Consider the following 17,749-nt stretch of genomic DNA (forward strand, 5'->3'; position numbering starts at 1 on the left):
ATCATGATCGCCTCTCCGGGGTTGGTCAGTTCCCGTGTTTGCCGGGCGCGACGCTGCCGGTGTACTCGTCGAGGTCGGCGACGAGCCCGGCGATGTCCGGCATGGCTTCGTACCGGCGCTGGTGGATCTCGGCGATCCTGGCGCCGACCTCGGGGTCCGGGTCGTCGGTGATGTCGAAGGACATGAACTTCTCGACCAGTGGCAGGCCGATCCGGTCGGTGGCGAGGTGCGCCGGGTGGTTCATGTACTCCTCGTAGCCCGCGAGGTCCTCGAGCACGAAGACGGCGCCGTACTGGTACTCCCCGCCGAAGTCGGGGCCGACGACGAACGAGGTGACGGACGGGATGACGCGACCCTGGTTGCGCAGGCTCTCGAGAGCGGTCTCCTTGTCCGCTTCCGAGATGCCGGGCCTGAGGGTGAAACGGTTGCCGTGGTAGATCATTGAACAGTCCTTTCGGTTGGTGTTCGTTCCGGTGGTCACGCCGCGGTGAACGCGGTGGCGTAGTCGCGGGCGAAGTCGGTGAGGTCGCGTGCGGGGTGTCCGGTGAGGTCGGCGACCGAGGCGGACACCCCGGCGGCCTCGCCCCTGGCGTAGTGCGCGTAGTCCTCGACGAGGCCCTCGAGCTGCCATGAGGGGAGGACGCCGGTCAGTGCGGCGGTGAACCGGTCGGCGGAGGCGTCGTGGAAGGTGATGTCCTTCCCGGTGGCGGTGGACAGCGCGTGGGCGATCTGCTCGTGGGTCACGGCGCGGGGTCCGGTCAGCGTGTAGGTGTGGCCGGTATGCCCGGTGCTGGTCAGCACGGCCGCGGCGACATCGGCGATGTCCCTGGTGTCGATGGCGCTGACCGCCGCGCCGCCGATGGGCGCGGCGAACCAGCCCTGCGTGATGGTGCCCGCGAGGCCGAGCAGCGCCTGCAGGTAGAGGTTGGGGCGCAGCACGGTGTGGTCGAGGTCGAGCCCCCGGACGTACGCCTCGACCTCGGCGTGCCAGCGCAGGAACCGCACCGGTGAGTCGGCGCGTGCCGCGTACTGCGAGAGCAGGACCAGCCGGTGCACCCCGGCGTTCCGGGCCAGCTCGGCGAACCGGATTTGCAGCTCGGCGGCGTCCTCGGTGGAGGGGCTGTTCAGGAAGGCCGCGTCCATGCCCCGCAGCGCGGCGGCGACCGACTCCGGCTCCCGCAGGTCGGCGACGACGTTCTCGACGCCTGGCACGGGACGGTCGGGGTTGCGGATCATCGCGCGGACGGTGACGCCGCGGGCTTGCAGTGCGGGGACCAGTGCGGATCCGACGGTTCCGGTCGCGCCGGTCACGAGCACGGTGGGGGTGTTCATCGTGGTGTTTCCTTCCTGGGTTCGGGTCAGCGCGTGCCCACGGCGGCCGGGGCTGGGTTCGTGCTGGTGGCGCGGAAGAGCGACAGTGCGAGGGCGATGAGGATGAGCGCGGCCTCGCCGAGGAACGCGGTGGTGAAGTCGATGTCCCCGTGGGTTCCCGCGGCGCCGATGGCGATGCCGGCGAGGGCGGCGAGGCCGACCGCGCCACCCAGCTGCTGCGCGGCGTTGATCAGCCCGCTGAGCAGGCCGGACTCATTGTCGGCGCTGTCGCGCACTCCCATCGCGGTGGCGTTGACCAGGCCGAGCCCGAGCCCGGTGCCGATCAGCAGGAACGCGCCGAAAAGGCTGGCGGAGAAGCCGCTGGTCGTCGGATCGAGCGTCAGCCACAGGAATCCGACGAGCAGCACGGCGAGGCCGACCGGCAGCGCGCGGGTCAGTCCGATGCGCCTCACCAGCAGTGGTGCGACCCCGGCGCCCACGATGATCATGCCGGCGATCGGGATCTGTGCCATCCCGGCCTCCAGCGGGCTCATCCCGAGCATGTCCTGCTGGTACTGGGGCAGGAAGAAGAACAGGCTCACCAGCGAGCCGCCGAGCAGGAACACCACCACGTTCGCGGTGACCACCGGCTTCCTGCGGAAGACCCCGAGCGGGACCAGAGGGTGTGCGGCACGCCGCTCGACGAGCACGAACGCGGCCAAACCGGCGAGGCCGACCACGAGGCCGATGACCGTGCTGGGCGCGCCCCATCCGGCGTCGGAGGCGGACACCATACCGAACGCGAGCGCGGATATACCCAGGGTGATGGTGGCGGCGCCGAGCGCGTCGAACTCGCCGGGCCGGCCGGGGGCCCGCGGTGCCGAGCGCCACACGATGATCGCCCCGATCAGGCCGAACGGCACCGGGGTCAGGAACACCGCCTGCCAGCCCAGCATCTCGGTCAGCGTTCCACCGAGGAAGACGCCGACCAGGCTGCCGGCACCCGAGACGGCCCCCCAGATACCCATCGCGCGAGAGCGGTCTGCGGGGGACTGGTAAAGGGCAAGGACGAGCGAGAGTGCGGCCGGTAGCACGATCGCGGCCCCGACGCCCTGCGCGATCCGCCCGCCGATCAACGTCGTGCCGCTGGTCGCCAGCGCGCAGAAGGCCGATGCCGCGAGGTAGAGGGTCATGCCGGCCATGAACACCTTCCGACCCCCGAGCACGTCGGCGAGGCGGCCGCCGAGCAGCAGCAGACCGGCGAACGCCACCAGGTAGCTGTCCACCACGATGGTGAGCTCGGCGGCCGAGAGCCCGAGGCTCTCGCGGATCGTGGACCCGGCGAGGTTCACCATCGAGCTGTCCAGAATGACCAGGAACATGGCGGCCGCCAGGCCGGCCATCGCCACACCGCGCGGTGTCCGCGGGCGGGTGGGCACCGTGGTGGGTGCGGTTTCGTCATTCATCGTTTCGTCCTTCATCGGCGGTTGTCTCCCCGTTCCGGGAGTGGCAGGAGCAGCGCTATGCCACAACCGTCGCGTGGGCAGCCCCCCACTCGCGTCGGTGACAATCACCTACCTTCCGCGGGCGCACGGGGCGGGTGGTGCGTCGGCGCGCCGGCGTCCCCCATATGGTTCGCACCATGTCCACGACGTCCTCCCGCCCGCTCGTCGGCCGGCGCGACGAGATCGCCCACCTACTCGCGCTCGTCGGCGCGGCGGAGAAGGGGGAGGGTGGTGTGCTGGTGCTCCGCGGCGAACCGGGCATCGGCAAGAGCGCGCTGCTGGACCACGTCGGCCAGGCGGTGCCGGAGACGTTCCAGATCATTCGCGCGTCCGGGTCGGAGTTCGAGGGCGAGCTGCCGTTCGCCGCGCTACACCAGCTGTGTGTGCCGGTGCTGGCGCGACTCGACGCGCTGTCGGCTCCCTACCGCGACTCCCTCCTGGTCGCGTTCGGGTTGGCCGACGGCGCGCCGGACTCGTTCCGCGTCGGCCTCGCCGCGCTCGAACTGCTGGCGACCGCCGCGGCGGAACGTCCGCTGCTGTGCGTCGTCGACGACGCGCACTGGATGGACGCCGCCTCGGTGCGAGCGTTGACGTTCGTGGCAAGGCGCGTCGTGGCCGAACCGATCGCGATGGTGTTCGCGGCCCGCGACTCGGGTGCCGCCGGCGGGTTGGATGAGTTGCCAGGGCTGACGGTCGGCGGCCTGAGCGACGCGCATGCGCGCGCGTTGCTGGCCGAGGAGAAGACCGCGACGCTCGACGAGCGGGTGCGGGATCGCCTTCTCGCCGAGGCACGCGGAAATCCGCTGGCCCTGATCGAGTTGCCGAAGGCCGGTGGCTTCGCGCCGCCGACGCCGTCACCGGTCGCGAGCCGGATCGAGCGCAGCTTCCAGGCCAGGACGGCGGAACTGCCCCCGGACGCGCGGCTGCTGCTGACTCTCGGGAGCGCCGATCCCACCGGCGACCCGGGCCTCCTGTGGACGGCGGCGGGGCAGTTGGACATCGACGTCTCCGCCGCGAGCGCCACCGCCGAGTCGTCCGGGCTGGTGCGGTTGGACACGCGCGTACGGTTCTGCCACCCGCTGGCACGCTCGGCCGCATATCGCGCGGCCGAGCCGGAGCGGCGCCGCGCGGCGCATCGGGCGCTGGCCGACGCCACCGACCCGGTCGCCGCGTCGGACCGGCGGGCCTGGCACCGTGCTCAGGCCACCACCGGGCCGGACGAACGGGTCGCGGCAGAGCTGGAATGGTCGGCGTCGCGCGCGCAGGCGCGCGGGGGCGTAGCGGCGGCCGCCGCGTTTCTCGAACGTGCGGCGGCGCTGTCGCTGGACCCCGGCAAGCAGACCGAGCGCACGCTCGCCGCCGCGCGGGCCACACTCGAGGCGGGTGGCCCGGAGGCCGCGGCGGACCTGCTGGCCAGCATCGACACCGCGACGCTGGATGACCTCCAGCACGCGTCCGTCGATCTGCTGCGCGGGCAGATCGCATTCGTCGAGGGCGCGGATGGTGTCGCCAGGGGGCCAGAACTCATCCTGCGGGCAGCGCAGCGGCTCGCCGCCAGTGATCCACGGAGGTCACGCGAGTGCTTCGTGGCCGCGCTGGAGATGGGGCTCGTCGTCGGGAGGGCGGTGGGGGTGATGGACCGGGTGCTCGATGCGGCCCGCTCGGCGCCGCCGGCATCGGGACCGCCGGATCTCCTCGACGCGCTGATGGTGTTGAACACCGAGGGTCACCACGCCGGTGTGCCGGCACTTCGGCGGGTGCTCACCGGTGACGGTGCCGGCTGGGCCGGTGTGCCGGCGTTGGCCACGGTGCTCGCGGGCGAGCTGTGGGACCTCGACCTGCACGCGACGGTCGTCGACTGGCTGATGCGGACCGGGCGGGAGGCGGGGGCACCGATGACCATCCGGCTCGGTCTGTCGCAGGTGGCCGTGTCCGCGGTGTTGACCGGCGACTTCGGGCAGGCGATGGCCGCGATCGCCGAGGAGGAGGCGATCGCCGACGTCCTCGGCGACGCGCCGCAGCTGTACTCGAGAGTGCACCTGGCGGCGATGCGCGGCCGCCGCCAGCAGGCGCTCGACCTGTTCGCCGAGGTGGTGGGCCGGGGCAGCGGTCATACGAACGCGAACGTCCACTGGGCGGCGGCGGTGCTGCACAACGGCCTGGCCGAGTACCCGGCCGCACTGGACGCGGCCACCCGAGCCGTGGCAGGCGAAGACCTTTTCGTCACCGGTGTCGGACTGCCCGAGCTGGTGGAGGCAGCGGTCCGGTGCGGCGAGAACGCCGCCGCGGAGTCGGCGCTGGAGTCCCTGGTCGAGCGCACGGAGCCCGCCGGAACCGACTATGCCCTCGGCGTCGCGGCAGGCGCGCGGGCGCTGGTCAGCGGCGTCGAAGATGACTACCGGGAGGCCATCGAGCACCTGAAGGCCAGCCGGCTGGCGCCGGATCTCGCGCGGGCGCACCTGCGGTACGGGGAGTGGCTACGCCGTGCGGGCCGCCGTCGCGACGCGCGCGAACACCTGCGCACCGCGCACGAACAGCTGTCGGAGATCGGGCTGGAGGCGTTCGCCCGGCGGGCCGCGGACGAGCTGCGCGCGACCGGGGAAGTGGCCCGCGGCCGCTCCGAGCACACCTACGAGCGCCTGACCATGCAGGAGATGCATATCGCGCGCCAGGTCGCGGCTGGCGCGACCTCGAAGGAGGTCGCCGCGCGCCTGTTCCTCAGCCCGCGCACGGTGGACGCCCATCTACGCAACATCTTCCGCAAGCTCAATATCACCTCCCGCAGGCAGCTCAGGGACATGCCCGATCTCGGGTGACGCGGACCAGGAGCTGGTGAAGAAGGTGCCTGCACGAGGTGATGCGGGGTCGCGCCTGCTCAACAGAGGTTAGGTGATTCCTACCGACGCGAACGGCGCCGGGGTGGCGCGACCGTGTGCGGTGACACGCGGAGTCGGCCGGCTCCAGTCCCCGGGGAAGGAGTGCGAATGATCACCGAGATCGACGTGAGGGCACCGGTGGTGGTGCGCCATGACATCGTCATCGGCGCACCGCTACAGCGCGTGTGGCGACTGCTCACGGACGTGTCCTCATGGCCTGAGTGGCAACCCGATATCACCGCCGCGGCGGCCGATCATCCACTGCGGGCGGGCAGCGTGTTCCGCTGGAGCACGGCTGGGCTGGACATAGAGTCCACTGTGTACTCGATACGGCCGCCACGTCGGATCCTGTGGGGTGGGAACGCCTACGGAATCAACGGCATTCACCTGTGGACACTCGACGCGCTCGGCTTCTCGGTGCGCGTCCACACCGCGGAGTCATGGGACGGCGACCCGGTACTCGCCGACGTCGACGGTATGCGGGCCGCACTCGACGAATCCCTTGCCGCATGGCTCAGCCACCTCAAGACGGCCGCGGAGCACTCCTGAAGGTCGCTTACCGTGCTTTCCTCGTAGGCTGAGTCTCACACGTGAGGGACAGGAGGCCGAGGTGGCCGAGACGACGGTGGCCGAGGTGATGGACGAGCTGGCCGCGCTCGAGGACCGAGGACACGCGAGGTGAACGAGAAGCACGGTGACGATCACGGTGTGAACCTCGGCAAGCCGCGCGTGCTCGCGAAGCGGCTGAAGACGCAGCAGGAGTTCGCGCGCCGGCTGTGGGAGACGGAGGACACCGCGGCGAGGCTGCTGGCGATGCTGGTCTGCCGCCCGAAGGCGTTCGAGCGTGACGAGTCGGACCTCATGTTGCGCGAGGCGCGCACCCCCAAGGTGCACGACTGGCTCGTGAACTACGTGGTGCAGAAGAACCGGCACTCCGAAGAGCTGCGCCTGGCCTGGTCCGCCGATCCGGATCCAGTGGTCGCGAGTGCCGGCTGGGCGCTGACCACCGAACGCGTGACGAAGAAGCCCGAGTGCCTCGACCTCGTGGGACTGCTCGATGTCATCGAGGCGGAGATGAGGGGCGCGCCGGATCGCCTGCAGTGGGCGATGAACCACTGCCTGGCTCAGATCGGGATCGAGCACGCCGAGCACCGCGCCCGCGCACTCGACACCGGTGAGCGCCTTGAGGTGCTCAGGGATTACCCGACGTCACCGAACTGCACGTCTCCGTTCGCGCCCATCTGGATCACCGAGATGGTGCGCCGGCAGCAGCACACCGGATGACCCTGCCTGTGCCGCGTTCCTGACATCGGAGCTGGCTGACCGGCCGGTTCGTCCGCTTGACGACCCAACGGTTCCGAGAGCGCCGAGCGCACGAGGTGAATTCGGCGAGATCTGTCGCGAGGCGGCAATATTGCCGCCATTAGACGCTGCACAAGGATCGAGTGACAGGTGGTGCGTTTCCGCACGTCACAGATGCTCTCAACGACTACTCGCGCATTGCTTCGCCAGTCACCGGACGGTGCGCCCAATCCACTCTTTTTCCTTGCGGTGCCCTCGGCCGGTGGTACGTTAGCGACACACAAAGGGGATGTGTCTGGGGGTACTGTTGGGGCCGAACAGGCTGTCGATCGCAGTTTTGGGGCCGCTGCAGGTCGAAGCGGACGGCGTTCCGGTGACGGTGTCCGGTACCCGGATGCGCGCGCTGCTCGTCCTGCTGGCGCTCAACGCGGGGTCTCCGGTCACCAACCAGCAGCTGATCGACGGGATCTGGGGACAACGGCCACCCGGCCGGGCGCTGCACGCCCTGCGTGCCCTTGTCTCGAGGCTGCGCCGGGTGCTTCCGGCCGGCGCGGTGGAGTGGCACGCGGCGGGCTACCGGCTGGCCGCGCCCCCGGAGGCGGTCGACGCACTCCGGTTCGAGCAACGGGTCGCCGCGGCGAGGACGCGGACACCGGCCGAGGCGGTCGCCGACCTCCGCGAAGCCCTGGACATCTGGCGTGGCGACGCGCTCACCGACGTCGCCGACCTGCCGTTCGCGCAGGCACACATCGTGCGGCTCGAGGAACTGCGGATCAGCGCCATCGAGGATCGGATCGAGGCCCAGCTGCAGCTCGGGGAGAGTCTCCGGCTCACAGCGGAGCTGCAGTCGCTGTCCACTGCCCACCCGCTCCGGGAACGGCTGCGGGGCCAGCTGATCCGTGCCTTGTACCTCAGTGGAAGGCAGGCTGACGCGGTCGCAGCCTATGAGGAGACCCGCAGGATGCTCGCCGACCAGCTGGGTCTGGATCCCTCGCCCGCCTTGCGCGAGGCGCACCTGGCCATGCTGCGCGGTGAGCCGGTGCCCCATGCCGTGCATCCGCCACCGGAGGCCCGCCCGCCGGACCTCGTCCTGGCGCCCCCCGCGTTGCCGACCAGCAACCTGCGAACCCAGGTCACCAGCTTCGTCGGCCGCGCCGCCGACATCCTGGAGATCAGCAGGCTGCTCGACGACGCCAGACTCGTCACCCTGCTCGGCCCGGGAGGTGTCGGGAAGACCCGGCTCGCCGAGGAGGTCGCCACCGCGCTCGAACAGCAGCTGGGCGAGGTGTGGACGGTCGAACTGTCCGCGGTGCGCGACGCGGCCGAGCTACCGCGAGCGGTGCTCGCCGTGCTCGGCTCGCCGGAGCCCGCGGGCAGGGCCTCCGACCGTTCCGGTGACATCGATCGTCTGATCGGAGCCTTGCGGTCGCGGCACATGCTTCTGGTGCTGGACAGTTGTGAGCACCTCGTGCGGGCCACCGCGCAACTCGGCGGGATGATCCTGTCCTCCTGCCCGGGGGTGAAGGTCATCGCGACCAGCCGGGAACAACTCGGTATCGCGGGAGAACGGTTATGGCTGGTCGAGCCGCTGGCGCTGCCGCCGGTAGACGCGGACAGCCGGACCGCGGGGTCCTACGTGTCGGTCCAGCTCTTCGCCGAACGGGCCCGATCGGTCCGCCACGGGTTCGAGGTCGACGACTCGAACGTCGCGGCGGTCGTCCGGCTGTGCCGGTCGTTGGACGGGATACCGCTGCTGCTGGAGCTGGCTGCGGGCAGGCTGCGGGCACTGTCGGTCGAGCAGCTCGCCGACCGGCTCGACGACCGGTTCGAGATGCTCGGCGGAAGCAACCGGATGTCGCTGGGCAGGCACCAGACCCTGCGGGCCGTCGTGGACTGGAGCTGGGAGCTGCTCAGCTCCACCGAGCGCACCCTGCTGTGCCGAATCGCGGTCCTGCACGGGGGCGCGACATTGCACAGCGCGGAACGGGTGTGCCGGGGACCGGGCCTGGCCGGTGAGCAGGTGGTCGGCGTGCTGACCGCGCTGGTGGACAAGTCGATGGTGATGGCGACCGGACCGGACGCGCTCGGCGAGCCACGCTTTCGCCTGCTGGACACGATCCGGCTGTACGCGCTGGAGCAACTCGCCGTCACCGGCGAGGAGCAGGCCGTACGCCGGGCACATGCCGAGCACTTCCTCGAGTTCGCCGAGCGGATCGAGCCGACGCTGCGCGGGCACGACCAGCTCGACGGCTTCGAATGGCTGCGGGCCAACCAGGACGACCTGCACGCCGCCGCGCGGTGGGCGGCCGAGTCGGCCGAGCCGGAACTCGGCCTGCGGTTCGTCGGGGTTCTCGGCTGGTACTGGCTGCTGACCGGCCAGCATGTCGAGTGCGAGAACATCGCGACCCGGGCGCTGCGCAGGGCGGACGGCACGGCGGGCCGCGTCCTGTCCGTCGCCCACACGATGCGTGCGCTCAACGGTTTCGGGCACCAGGACCGCCGCGAGATCAGCGCGAGCCTGGGTATCGCGGCCGACCTCGGCGGGGATGAGAACGGCGGGCCCTCGCATCCGGCGCAGCGCATGGCGGCCCCGCTGCTCGCGACGCTCACCGGCGACCACGTGAGCGCGCTGGAGCGGGCGGGCGTCCTGATCAGCGAACCGGACCCGTGGATGAGTGCGTGCGCCCACTTCCTCCGCGGGGAGACCTACCTGCAGCTGCGCGACCCCGCGACCGCGCGGGACGAACTCGGCCGTGCGCTGGAGCGATTCCATGTCGCGGGGGACCAGTGGGGTGCCGGGCAGGTGGCGAGCTCACTCGCCGACCTGCACACTTCGCTCGGCGACCACCAGGCCGCAGCGCGGCACTACGCCGAGGCGATCGACCGGCTGGAGCGGTTCGGCGTCACCGAGGACTCCATCGAGGCACGCACCAAACTCGCTCGGGGACTGGTGGCATGCGGTGAGCACGACCGCGCGGCCGGCATGCTGTCCGCCGCGCTGGACGCCGCGCACCGGCTCGGCATGCGGGAGCCGCTGGCCAGGGTGCACTACGAGCTCGGCGAGTCGGCTCGCCGGGACAACGACACGGACCTGGCGCGGGACCACCTCGGCCGGGCGTGGCAGCTGCTCCGGACCGAGGCCGGGGCCGCGCAGCGGCGCAAACCGGGCAGGCACGGCCCGACCGCGGACTCCTGCGTACCACGCGCGCCGGGGGTACTCCGGTCGGTGCGGATGGCGCTGGCACACCTGCGCGGCGTCAGCGAGTGACGGTGGCCCGGCTTTCACCGGTGCCGCATCGCCCGCACGGCGAGTGGCAGCAGCACCACCACGAGGCCGACCGACCACGCCAGCGTGTACCAGATCGGCGCGACCACGACCGGACCGGTCAACAGGCCTCGTACGGCGGCCACCAGGTGAGCGGCCGGGTTCGTCTCCACCCACCACATCAGCCAGCCGGGCATGGTGTCCTTCGGCACGAACGCACCACTGGTGAAGGCGGCCGGAAAGACGATCACGAAGCCGACGTTCTGTACCTTCTCCGGATCTCCGGCCCACACCCCGACATAGATCGCGATCCAGGAGAGCCCGAAGCTGAACGCCAGCAACAGCGCGAACGCCGCCAGTACCGCCACCGGGTCCGTCCCGACCCGGAAGCCGAGCAGCGCGCCGAGGCCGAGCAGCAACGCCATCCCGTAGGCCTGCTTGACCGAACCGGTCAGCACGTGACCGGCCAGCGGGGCCGACCGCGCGATGGGCATACCACGGAGCCGGTCGAAGTACCCCTTCGTCACGTCGGAGTTGAGGCTCATCCCGGTGCTCATCGTGGCCAGCATGCTGCTCATCACGATCACCCCCGGCAGTACGAACTGCAGGTACTCGCCGGTGGAGGTCAGCACGGCGCCACCGAAGACGTAGGTGAACAGCAACAGCAGCATGACGGGGGTGAAGCTGAGATCGAACAGCTCGTCCGGGTTGCGGCGGATGTGCCGCAGGCCGCGCCCGGTGAGGGTCAGCATGTGGCGAAGGCCCGCGGTGAGGCCGGTACGGCGAGGGGGTGCGCCCGCGTGCGGCGCCATGGCAGTCATCCTACTGTCCGTTGTGGACAGGCTGGTGAGCGGTCGCCGGTTCCGGTGATGGCCAGGAAGACCTCGTCCAGGCTGACCTCCCGCAACGCCAGCTCCGCGACGGGCACGCCCGCGCTTTCCAACCGCTGGGCCAGGACCGCCGACACCGCGGGATCCGCGATCGCGGCGAGCACCTGGTCGCCGTCGATCCGTGGCGCTCCACCGCAGATGCTCGCCGCCAGGTCGCGTAGCACGGGTAGGTCCACCTGGTGGCGCGGGCGCACGACGAGGGTCTGCCCGCCAACGCGGGTCTTCAGCTCGTTCGCCGTGCCCGAGGCTACGATCCGGCCGCGGTCGATGATGACGATCTCGTCGGCGAGCCGGTCAGCCTCCTCCAGGTACTGAGTGGTGAGCAACACGGTGGTCCCCCCGATGACGAGTTCACGGACCAGTTCCCACAGCTCGCCCCTGCTGCGTGGATCCAGGCCCGTGGTCGGTTCGTCGAGGAACAACACTCTCGGCTGGCTGACCAGGCTCGTCGCCAGGTCGAGCCTGCGGCGCATGCCGCCGGAGTACGTCCGCACCGGCCGTCCCGCGGCCTCGGCGAGGCCGAGTCGGGACAGCAGCTCCCCGGCCCGCCGCTTGGTCTCGGCGCGGGAGAGACCGAGCAACCTGCCGACCACCCAGAGGTTCTCGAAACCCGAGAGGACCTCGTCGACGGCGGCGTACTGGCCGGTCAGCCCGGTCAGCGCGCGGGCCTGGTGGGAGTCGCGCACGACGTCGTAGGGGCCGACCCTGACGCTGCCTCGGTCGGGGAGCAGGAGCGTGGCGAGGATGCGTACCAGCGTGGTCTTGCCCGCGCCGTTCGGCCCCAGGACTCCGAGCACCCTGCCCGCGGGCACCGAAAGGTCGACACCCGCCAGCGCGGTGGTCGTGCCGAAGGACTTGGTGAGCCCTTCGATCTGAATGGCGTTCGTCATCGACGATCTCTCCTGCAGTGTGCGTGGCGCGGTCGCCGGGCCGCTGACCGGACGGTTCATAGCGTGTCGACGTTCGGTGACATGGTGATCGCACGACGATGATGCGAGGCCGGGCGCCGGCCCATGAGCTGGTCGGGAGGTTGCCAGCGCCCGGTGGCCCGCCCCGGCCTCAGACGTCGAGCGCCTCGTGGTTGGCGTACGCGGCCTCGAAATCGAGTCTGGCCTTCCAGTCGGTGATGAAGTCGAACACTTCGGGCAGCTCGGAGAACTTCTGCAGGGCGGCGAGGTTCTCGGTGCTGAACTGAACGATGGTGGCCGCGGTGAGTCCCCTGGCTCCCTGGTCGGCGGGGAGCGCGAGATGCGGCTTGAGATCGAACCGGTGGACCAGTCCGGTGCCCATCGCCACCTTGCGCATCGCGGAGAAGAACTCGTCCACCTCGGCCTTGGCGGCGGACTCCGGAAACTTGTACAGCAGCGTGTGAACGATCATGTCGTGCTCCAATCAGTGCGGGGTGGCGGGTGCGGCGGCTGCTACCAGGTCGAGCAGCTCGCGCGGGGTGCTCAGGCCGATGACGTCGTCGTCGGCGATCGTCACGCCGAACTCCCTGGTGATGCGCGCCGCGGTCTCCATGAGGGCCAGCGAGTCGTAGCCGAGGTCGGCGAACGGCCGGTCCAGGATGTCGCCACCGAGGTCGCCGTTCTCGTCCTCACCGGCGCACTCGGCCAGGATTCTGCGCAGGTCGTCGATGGTCATGACGTGTGGATCACTCCTTGCCGGTCTGCGGAACGGGCTTCTTCTGTCGTTCCCGGCTCGCCGAACCAGGACGCCAGCGCGGTGCGCAGCTGCGCGGCGTGGAACGGTGCGTCCGGCGGGAGCGCCCAGGCGACGCAGCCGTCCGGGCGCAGCAGCAGCGCGTCGGCATCGGTGCGGGCGACCGGGCCGATCGCGGTGGCGGCCGTCCGGCGCACCCTGGCTGCCCACGGTGCCGCGGCGGCGGAGACCGCGGACCCGGCCCGCAGGTCCACGAGCACCCCACGCCCGTCGAACAGCGTCGCCAGCCGGGTCTTCCCGGTGGCCCCCGAGTCGTCGGTGGCGACACTCAGCTCGGCATCCCCGATCAGCGTGCCGACCAGCGGGTGCGCCGAGCCGAGCGGGTAACGGACGTCCATCCCGGCCAGCATGTCGGCGATAAGCCGGTGCACGTCGTCCAGCTCGAACAACTCGTCGAACAGCTCACGCAGCGCGCTGCTCTGCGGATCCGACCTGATCAGGGCGATCTGCGCCTTGGTGTTCTGCAGCAGCCGCTCCGCGACCGGGTGGCGCTCGCCCCGGTAGCTGTCCAGCAGCCCGCTCGGGGCCCAGCGGTGGACCTGCGCGGCGAGCTTCCAGCCCAGGTTCGCGGCATCGGTCAACCCGACGTTGAGCCCTTGACCACCGACCGGTGCGTACATGTGCGCGGCATCGCCGCACAGCAGGACCCGCCCCCTTCGGTACTCACTGGCCTGCCGGGCCGGGTCGGTCCAGCGGATGCCGGACGTGAAGTTGGCCAGGGTCACCGGCCGACCGCTCACCCTGCGGATACTGTCCTGCATCTCCTCGCGGGTCAGCGGCCGGTCCTCCGCGGGCGGCCCGGAGCCGAACTCGGCGGTGGTCAGCCGGTTCAGCCCGAGCCCGTACACGTACGCGCCCTCCGGCGTGAAGTGCACCCCTGGCGTGAGCCGCGCGTCCTCGGCCAGCTCCACGACGGCCACGCGACCGGTCATGCTGGGGTCGGTTCCCGGGAAGTCGAAGCCCGCCAGCCCGCGGACCGTGCTGGTGGTGCCGTCGCAGCCGACCAGGTACTGGGTCCGCAGCCGGTAGGTACGGCCCTGGGTGCTGACCGTCACGGCCACGCACTCCTCGTCCTGCTCCACCCCGACCACCTCGTGCTCGCGGTGGAGCACGACCCCGAGTTCATCGGCATGCCGCCACAGCAGGTCCTGCAGTACGGGTTGTTCGAGCCGGACCCGGCGACGCTCCGGGCTGGTGCGGCGCGCGGGATCGATCCGTTCCAGGCCACCGAAATGTTCCTTGGGCTCACTCGGCGACGCACCATCCTGCCCGGCCGCACGCGCCCAGGCGGCGAACATGCGCTCGTACTCGGCCAGCGTCCTTTCCTCGGCGGCCAGCACCGGCTCGCCGAGGCCCAGCCGGTCCAGCACCTCGAAGGCCAGCGGGCCCATCGACCCGGCCCAGCCCCGCGACGTGGCGTCCGGCCCGGCCCTGCGCTCCAGCATCAACACCGACACACCGGCCCGGCGCAGCTCGCAGGCCAGCACCGTGCCGACCGGTCCGGCCCCGGCGACGACCACGTCGTACTCGAAACCTGTGCTTCTCACGTGTCCCTCCTCAACGGCAGATCGGTTCCCTCGTTCAGCGGTGGTGGCTGGAAGCCCCCGGTCAGCTCCGCCACGCGCGTGGCGATGTCGAGTACCGTGCGGTCCTCAAGCCGGGGGCCGATCACCTGCAGGCCGATGGGTAGCCCGGCCGGGCTACGGCCGGCGGGCACGCTCGCCGCGGGCAGCCCCGCCATCGAGGCCAGGCAGCTCCAGCGGATCTGGTCCAGGTACGGCCGCGGTTGGCCGTTCACCGTGATCCGCCGCGCGGCGACGTCCGGGGTGGTGTCGTGCGGAATGGCCGGCACCGGCGACACGGGACACAGCAGGGCGTCGTACTCGGTGAAGAACTCGTGCCAACTCGCCCGCTGCCGAGCTCGCTGCTCGTCGGCGAGCAACCAGTCCCGGTGTCGTTGCGTACGGCCGCGGAGTTGCCACGCCTCGAACGAGTCGTCCTCGGCGCCGAGCTCACCGGCCCGCACGCAGTCGTGTTCGAACACCTCCTGCGGCGGCGCCAGGCAGGTCGCGCCGTGCAGCAGGCGCAGGTAGAGCCGGTCGTGCTCGGCGCGGTCGACCGGGCGGGTCTCGGCGACCCTGCCGCCGGCCGTGGCCAGGGCGTCCACCGCGGCCTGCAACACCTCGCCGACGGCGGCTTCGACCGGGCACAGCGGATCGTCGAGCCACACGCCGATCCGGTATCCGGACAGGCTGCGCGCTCGCGGCGGCGGCAGCACCAGCCGCCAGCCGCCGGCCCGCGTGCGGGCGGGCCCGGTGAGCACGTCCAGCGCAAGCTCCAGATCCCGGGCGGTGCGCGCGATCGGCCCGACGGTGACCATGTCGTTACTGGTCAGTGAGCCGGGGGCACGGGGGATGTGCCCCCGCGCCGGCACGATCCCGTGGCTGGGCCGCAGGCCGAACACGCCGCAGCAGTGAGCGGGCAACCGGATGGAACCGGACAGCTCGCTGCTGAGGTCGAGTGCGGTGAACCCGGCGGACACCGCGGCCGCCGCACCTCCCGACGAGCCTCCCGGGCTGCGCCCGGGATCCCACGGGTTACGGGTCGTGCCGAACACGGGGTTGGTGGTCTGCGCGTCGGCGGCGTAGGTCGCCGCGTTGGTCTTGCCGACCAGCACCGCGCCCGCCGCGCGCAGCAGCCCCACCGCATCGGCGTCCACGTCCGGGATATGCCCGGCGAGTTCCGCGGCCCCGGCCGTGCTGCGTAACCCCGCCGTCTCCAGGGTGTCCTTGACCGTGACCGGGAGCCCGTGCAGCGGTCCGAGCCACGCACCGCGGGCCGCCGCGGTGTCGGCCTCGGCCGCCCGCGCCCTGGCGCCGTCCTCGTCGAGGGTGGCCACCGCCACCAGCTCCGGGTTGAACCGCCGGATGCGTCCCAGGTGCACCTCGAGCAGCTCTGTGCTGGACACCTCCCGCCGCGCCAGCGCCGCGAGCTGCTCCCCGGCCGGCCACATGCCCAGTTCGGGTCCGTCCGTGCCCTGGCATCCGGTGGCCTGCCCGGTCACCGCCACACCCCCGCGGGCCCGAACCAGCGGTGCAGTGCCGCGTGCAGCGCGTCCTTGTCCCCGCTCCGGCCCGCTCCGACCCAGGCGACGTGACCGTCCGGGCGTACCAGGACCGTGGCGGCGCCGTCCGGCCAGTCCCGCGGCTCGGTGACGGCCACCGTGTCCACCCGGTCCGACCAGCCCTCGGCAAGCCCGAGCAGGGCCGGATCCGTGTCGACGTCCAGCAGCAGCCCGCGGGCCGGGTGCAGCAGGCGCGTGGAGCTGGTGGCCACACCGCCGGCCACCAGCTCCCGGTGCGGCAACCGGGCGCCGAGCAGGTCGTGCGAGGCGTCCCCGCAGCCGACGTCGTAGCGCACGGTCAGCGCGCTGACCCGGCCGGCGAGGAGCCGGTTGGGCCGTTCGAACCGCAGCAGGTCGGCGAAGACCGAGCGCAGCGCGGCGGACTCCGGCCCGCCTGCGAGCAGCGCGAACTGGGCCTGCGTGTCGGTGAGCACCTGCGCGGCCACCGGTGCGCGCTCCCGCTCGAAACTGTCCAGCAGACCGGGCGGGGCCCAGCCGTGCACCGCCGCGGCCAGCTTCCAGCCGAGGTTGACCGCGTCCTGCACACCGAGGTTGAGACCCTGACCCGCGGCGGGCATGTGCACGTGGGCCGCGTCGCCGACGAGCAGGACCCGGCCCCTGCGGTAGGTCTCCGCCTGCCGTGCCGCGTTGCCGAACCGGGTGCACCAGCGAGGGGTCGCCTCGCTGATGTCCAGGTCCCCGATCCGCCGCGCCAGCGCGCAGATCTCCGCGAACGGCGGCGGTTCCCGGTCACCGGAGGGTTTCCGGCCGAACTCGTAGAGGATCACCCGGTACGCGTCCGGCAGGACCGGCAGCACCAGCAGGTGCCCCACCTCGTTACGCCGGATGTACGGGATCTCCGTACGAAACGGCGTGTGTTCGGGCACGTCGGCCACGTCCGCCGAGAGCAGCTCGACGGTTCGCGCGGTGCCGGGAAAGTTGATTCCGGCCAGCTTGCGTACGGTGCTGCCGGCTCCGTCGCAGCCCGCCAGCCACTGGGCATCCAGCCGGTACTCGCCCGCGGGCCCGGCCACGGCGACCTCGACCCCACCGTCGCGCTCGTGGAACCCGGTCAGCGCGTGCCCCCGGCGTAGCTCGGCCCCCAGTTCGGTGGCCCAGTTGCCGAGCTCCCGCTCGGTGTGGGTCTGTGGGATCAGCCGCATGCCGAACCGGGTGTCCAGCGGCGCGAACTCGATCGGTGCCAGCCCGCCCGAGTAGCCGTAGCGGGGGACGGTGGGCCCGGCGAACCGGTCCGCGACACCGCGCTGGTCCCAAACCTCGACCGTTCGGGCATGCACCCCGATCGCGCGCGCCTGGCCGGTCGGCTCGGCCAGGCGTTCCAGCACGACCACGTCGACCCCGGCCAGCCGGAGTTCCGCGGCGAGCATCAGCCCGACCGGACCCGCGCCCGCGATGACGACCTGGGTGCTCATGCGGTCGTTTCGGCGCCGTCGGCGAGCCGTGCGTTCACCGTGTCCAGCGTTCGCCTCGGGGTCGTCATCTGGTCCACCTGGTCGTCGGTGACGGCCACCGCGAAGTTGTCCTGGATCCGGGTCACCAGCTCGTAGAGGGTCAGCGAGTCCACACCGAGCTCGTCGTAGGTCGTGTCCAGGTTGTGCTCGTACAGCGGGATGGCGTTACCGGCTCCCAGGCTCGCGTCCAGGGCGTCCTGCAGGTCGGCGAAGGTGAAGGTGCGCAACGTGTCCTCCTCGCTCCGGCGGTTCACCCCACGACCATCGGCAGGTGGGCTCGAG

14 protein-coding genes and 1 pseudogene are annotated in these 17,749 nt (G+C 71.5%); 4 read left to right on the forward strand and 11 right to left on the reverse strand.

Annotated elements, in window-relative coordinates; genetic code table 11:
- Nucleotides 1–25: 25 nt before the first annotated feature.
- Genes FB471_RS00615 through FB471_RS00625 form a run of 3 tightly spaced genes read right to left on the reverse strand, consistent with a single transcriptional unit; the run spans nt 26 to nt 2,777 of the window.
- Nucleotides 26–442 carry a Dabb family protein gene (locus FB471_RS00615; RefSeq protein ID WP_141995425.1) on the reverse strand — a complete coding sequence of 139 codons (417 nt, stop codon included), beginning with the start codon at nt 440–442 and terminating at the stop codon, nt 26–28.
- 35 nt (nt 443–477) lie between these two features.
- Nucleotides 478–1,332, reverse strand: coding sequence for an SDR family oxidoreductase (locus FB471_RS00620; RefSeq protein ID WP_141995426.1), 855 nt, complete (start codon nt 1,330–1,332; stop codon nt 478–480).
- A gap of 26 nt (nt 1,333–1,358) precedes the next feature.
- Nucleotides 1,359–2,777 carry an MFS transporter gene (locus FB471_RS00625; RefSeq protein WP_141995427.1) on the reverse strand — a complete coding sequence of 473 codons (1,419 nt, stop codon included), beginning with the start codon at nt 2,775–2,777 and terminating at the stop codon, nt 1,359–1,361.
- 176 nt (nt 2,778–2,953) lie between these two features.
- Between FB471_RS00625 and FB471_RS00630 the strand changes: the two genes are divergently transcribed.
- The 4 genes and pseudogenes from FB471_RS00630 to FB471_RS00645 all read left to right on the forward strand — a co-directional run bounded on the left by FB471_RS00630 (nt 2,954) and on the right by FB471_RS00645 (nt 10,262).
- Complete coding sequence (locus tag FB471_RS00630; protein WP_141995428.1) at nt 2,954–5,632, forward strand: AAA family ATPase; 2,679 nt, start codon at nt 2,954–2,956, stop codon at nt 5,630–5,632.
- 168 nt (nt 5,633–5,800) lie between these two features.
- Nucleotides 5,801–6,241 (forward strand): SRPBCC family protein, encoded by a 441-nt coding sequence (locus FB471_RS00635; RefSeq protein ID WP_141995429.1) that lies wholly within the window; start codon nt 5,801–5,803, stop codon nt 6,239–6,241.
- Between the two features lie 61 nt (nt 6,242–6,302).
- Nucleotides 6,303–6,976: pseudogene (locus FB471_RS00640) on the forward strand (DNA alkylation repair protein).
- A 391-nt stretch (nt 6,977–7,367) separates the two neighbouring features.
- Entirely contained in the window at nt 7,368–10,262 is a 2,895-nt protein-coding gene (locus FB471_RS00645; RefSeq protein ID WP_211357911.1) for an ATP-binding protein, read from the forward strand.
- Between the two features lie 14 nt (nt 10,263–10,276).
- On the opposite strand, the gene FB471_RS00650 is transcribed toward FB471_RS00645, so the two are convergent.
- The 8 genes from FB471_RS00650 to FB471_RS33895 form a co-directional block, all read right to left on the reverse strand.
- Nucleotides 10,277–11,071 carry an ABC transporter permease gene (locus tag FB471_RS00650; RefSeq protein ID WP_211357912.1) on the reverse strand — a complete coding sequence of 265 codons (795 nt, stop codon included), beginning with the start codon at nt 11,069–11,071 and terminating at the stop codon, nt 10,277–10,279.
- Nucleotides 11,072–11,076: 5 nt separating this feature from the next.
- Complete coding sequence (locus tag FB471_RS00655) at nt 11,077–12,039, reverse strand: ATP-binding cassette domain-containing protein (protein ID WP_141995432.1); 963 nt, start codon at nt 12,037–12,039, stop codon at nt 11,077–11,079.
- Nucleotides 12,040–12,208: 169 nt separating this feature from the next.
- Nucleotides 12,209–12,529, reverse strand: coding sequence for a hypothetical protein (locus tag FB471_RS00660; RefSeq protein ID WP_141995433.1), 321 nt, complete (start codon nt 12,527–12,529; stop codon nt 12,209–12,211).
- A 12-nt stretch (nt 12,530–12,541) separates the two neighbouring features.
- On the reverse strand, nt 12,542–12,793 hold the full coding sequence (locus FB471_RS00665) for an acyl carrier protein (RefSeq protein WP_141995434.1): 252 nt from the start codon (nt 12,791–12,793) through the stop codon (nt 12,542–12,544).
- Nucleotides 12,790–14,418 carry an FAD-dependent monooxygenase gene (locus FB471_RS00670; RefSeq protein ID WP_141995435.1) on the reverse strand — a complete coding sequence of 543 codons (1,629 nt, stop codon included), beginning with the start codon at nt 14,416–14,418 and terminating at the stop codon, nt 12,790–12,792. The genes FB471_RS00665 and FB471_RS00670 overlap by 4 nt, the downstream gene beginning before the upstream one ends.
- The gene (locus FB471_RS00675; protein WP_246076178.1) at nt 14,415–15,935 is read right to left on the reverse strand and encodes an amidase; all 1,521 of its coding nucleotides are present in this window, start codon (nt 15,933–15,935) and stop codon (nt 14,415–14,417) included. The genes FB471_RS00670 and FB471_RS00675 overlap by 4 nt, the downstream gene beginning before the upstream one ends.
- Nucleotides 15,932–17,428, reverse strand: coding sequence for an FAD-dependent monooxygenase (locus FB471_RS00680; RefSeq protein ID WP_141995436.1), 1,497 nt, complete (start codon nt 17,426–17,428; stop codon nt 15,932–15,934). Before FB471_RS00680 ends, FB471_RS00675 begins: the two co-directional genes overlap by 4 nt.
- Nucleotides 17,425–17,721, reverse strand: coding sequence for an acyl carrier protein (locus FB471_RS33895; RefSeq protein WP_170220653.1), 297 nt, complete (start codon nt 17,719–17,721; stop codon nt 17,425–17,427). Before FB471_RS33895 ends, FB471_RS00680 begins: the two co-directional genes overlap by 4 nt.
- Nucleotides 17,722–17,749 lie beyond the last annotated feature (28 nt).

The sequence above is a fragment of the Amycolatopsis cihanbeyliensis genome (assembly GCF_006715045.1).
Lineage (GTDB): Bacteria > Actinomycetota > Actinomycetes > Mycobacteriales > Pseudonocardiaceae > Amycolatopsis > Amycolatopsis cihanbeyliensis.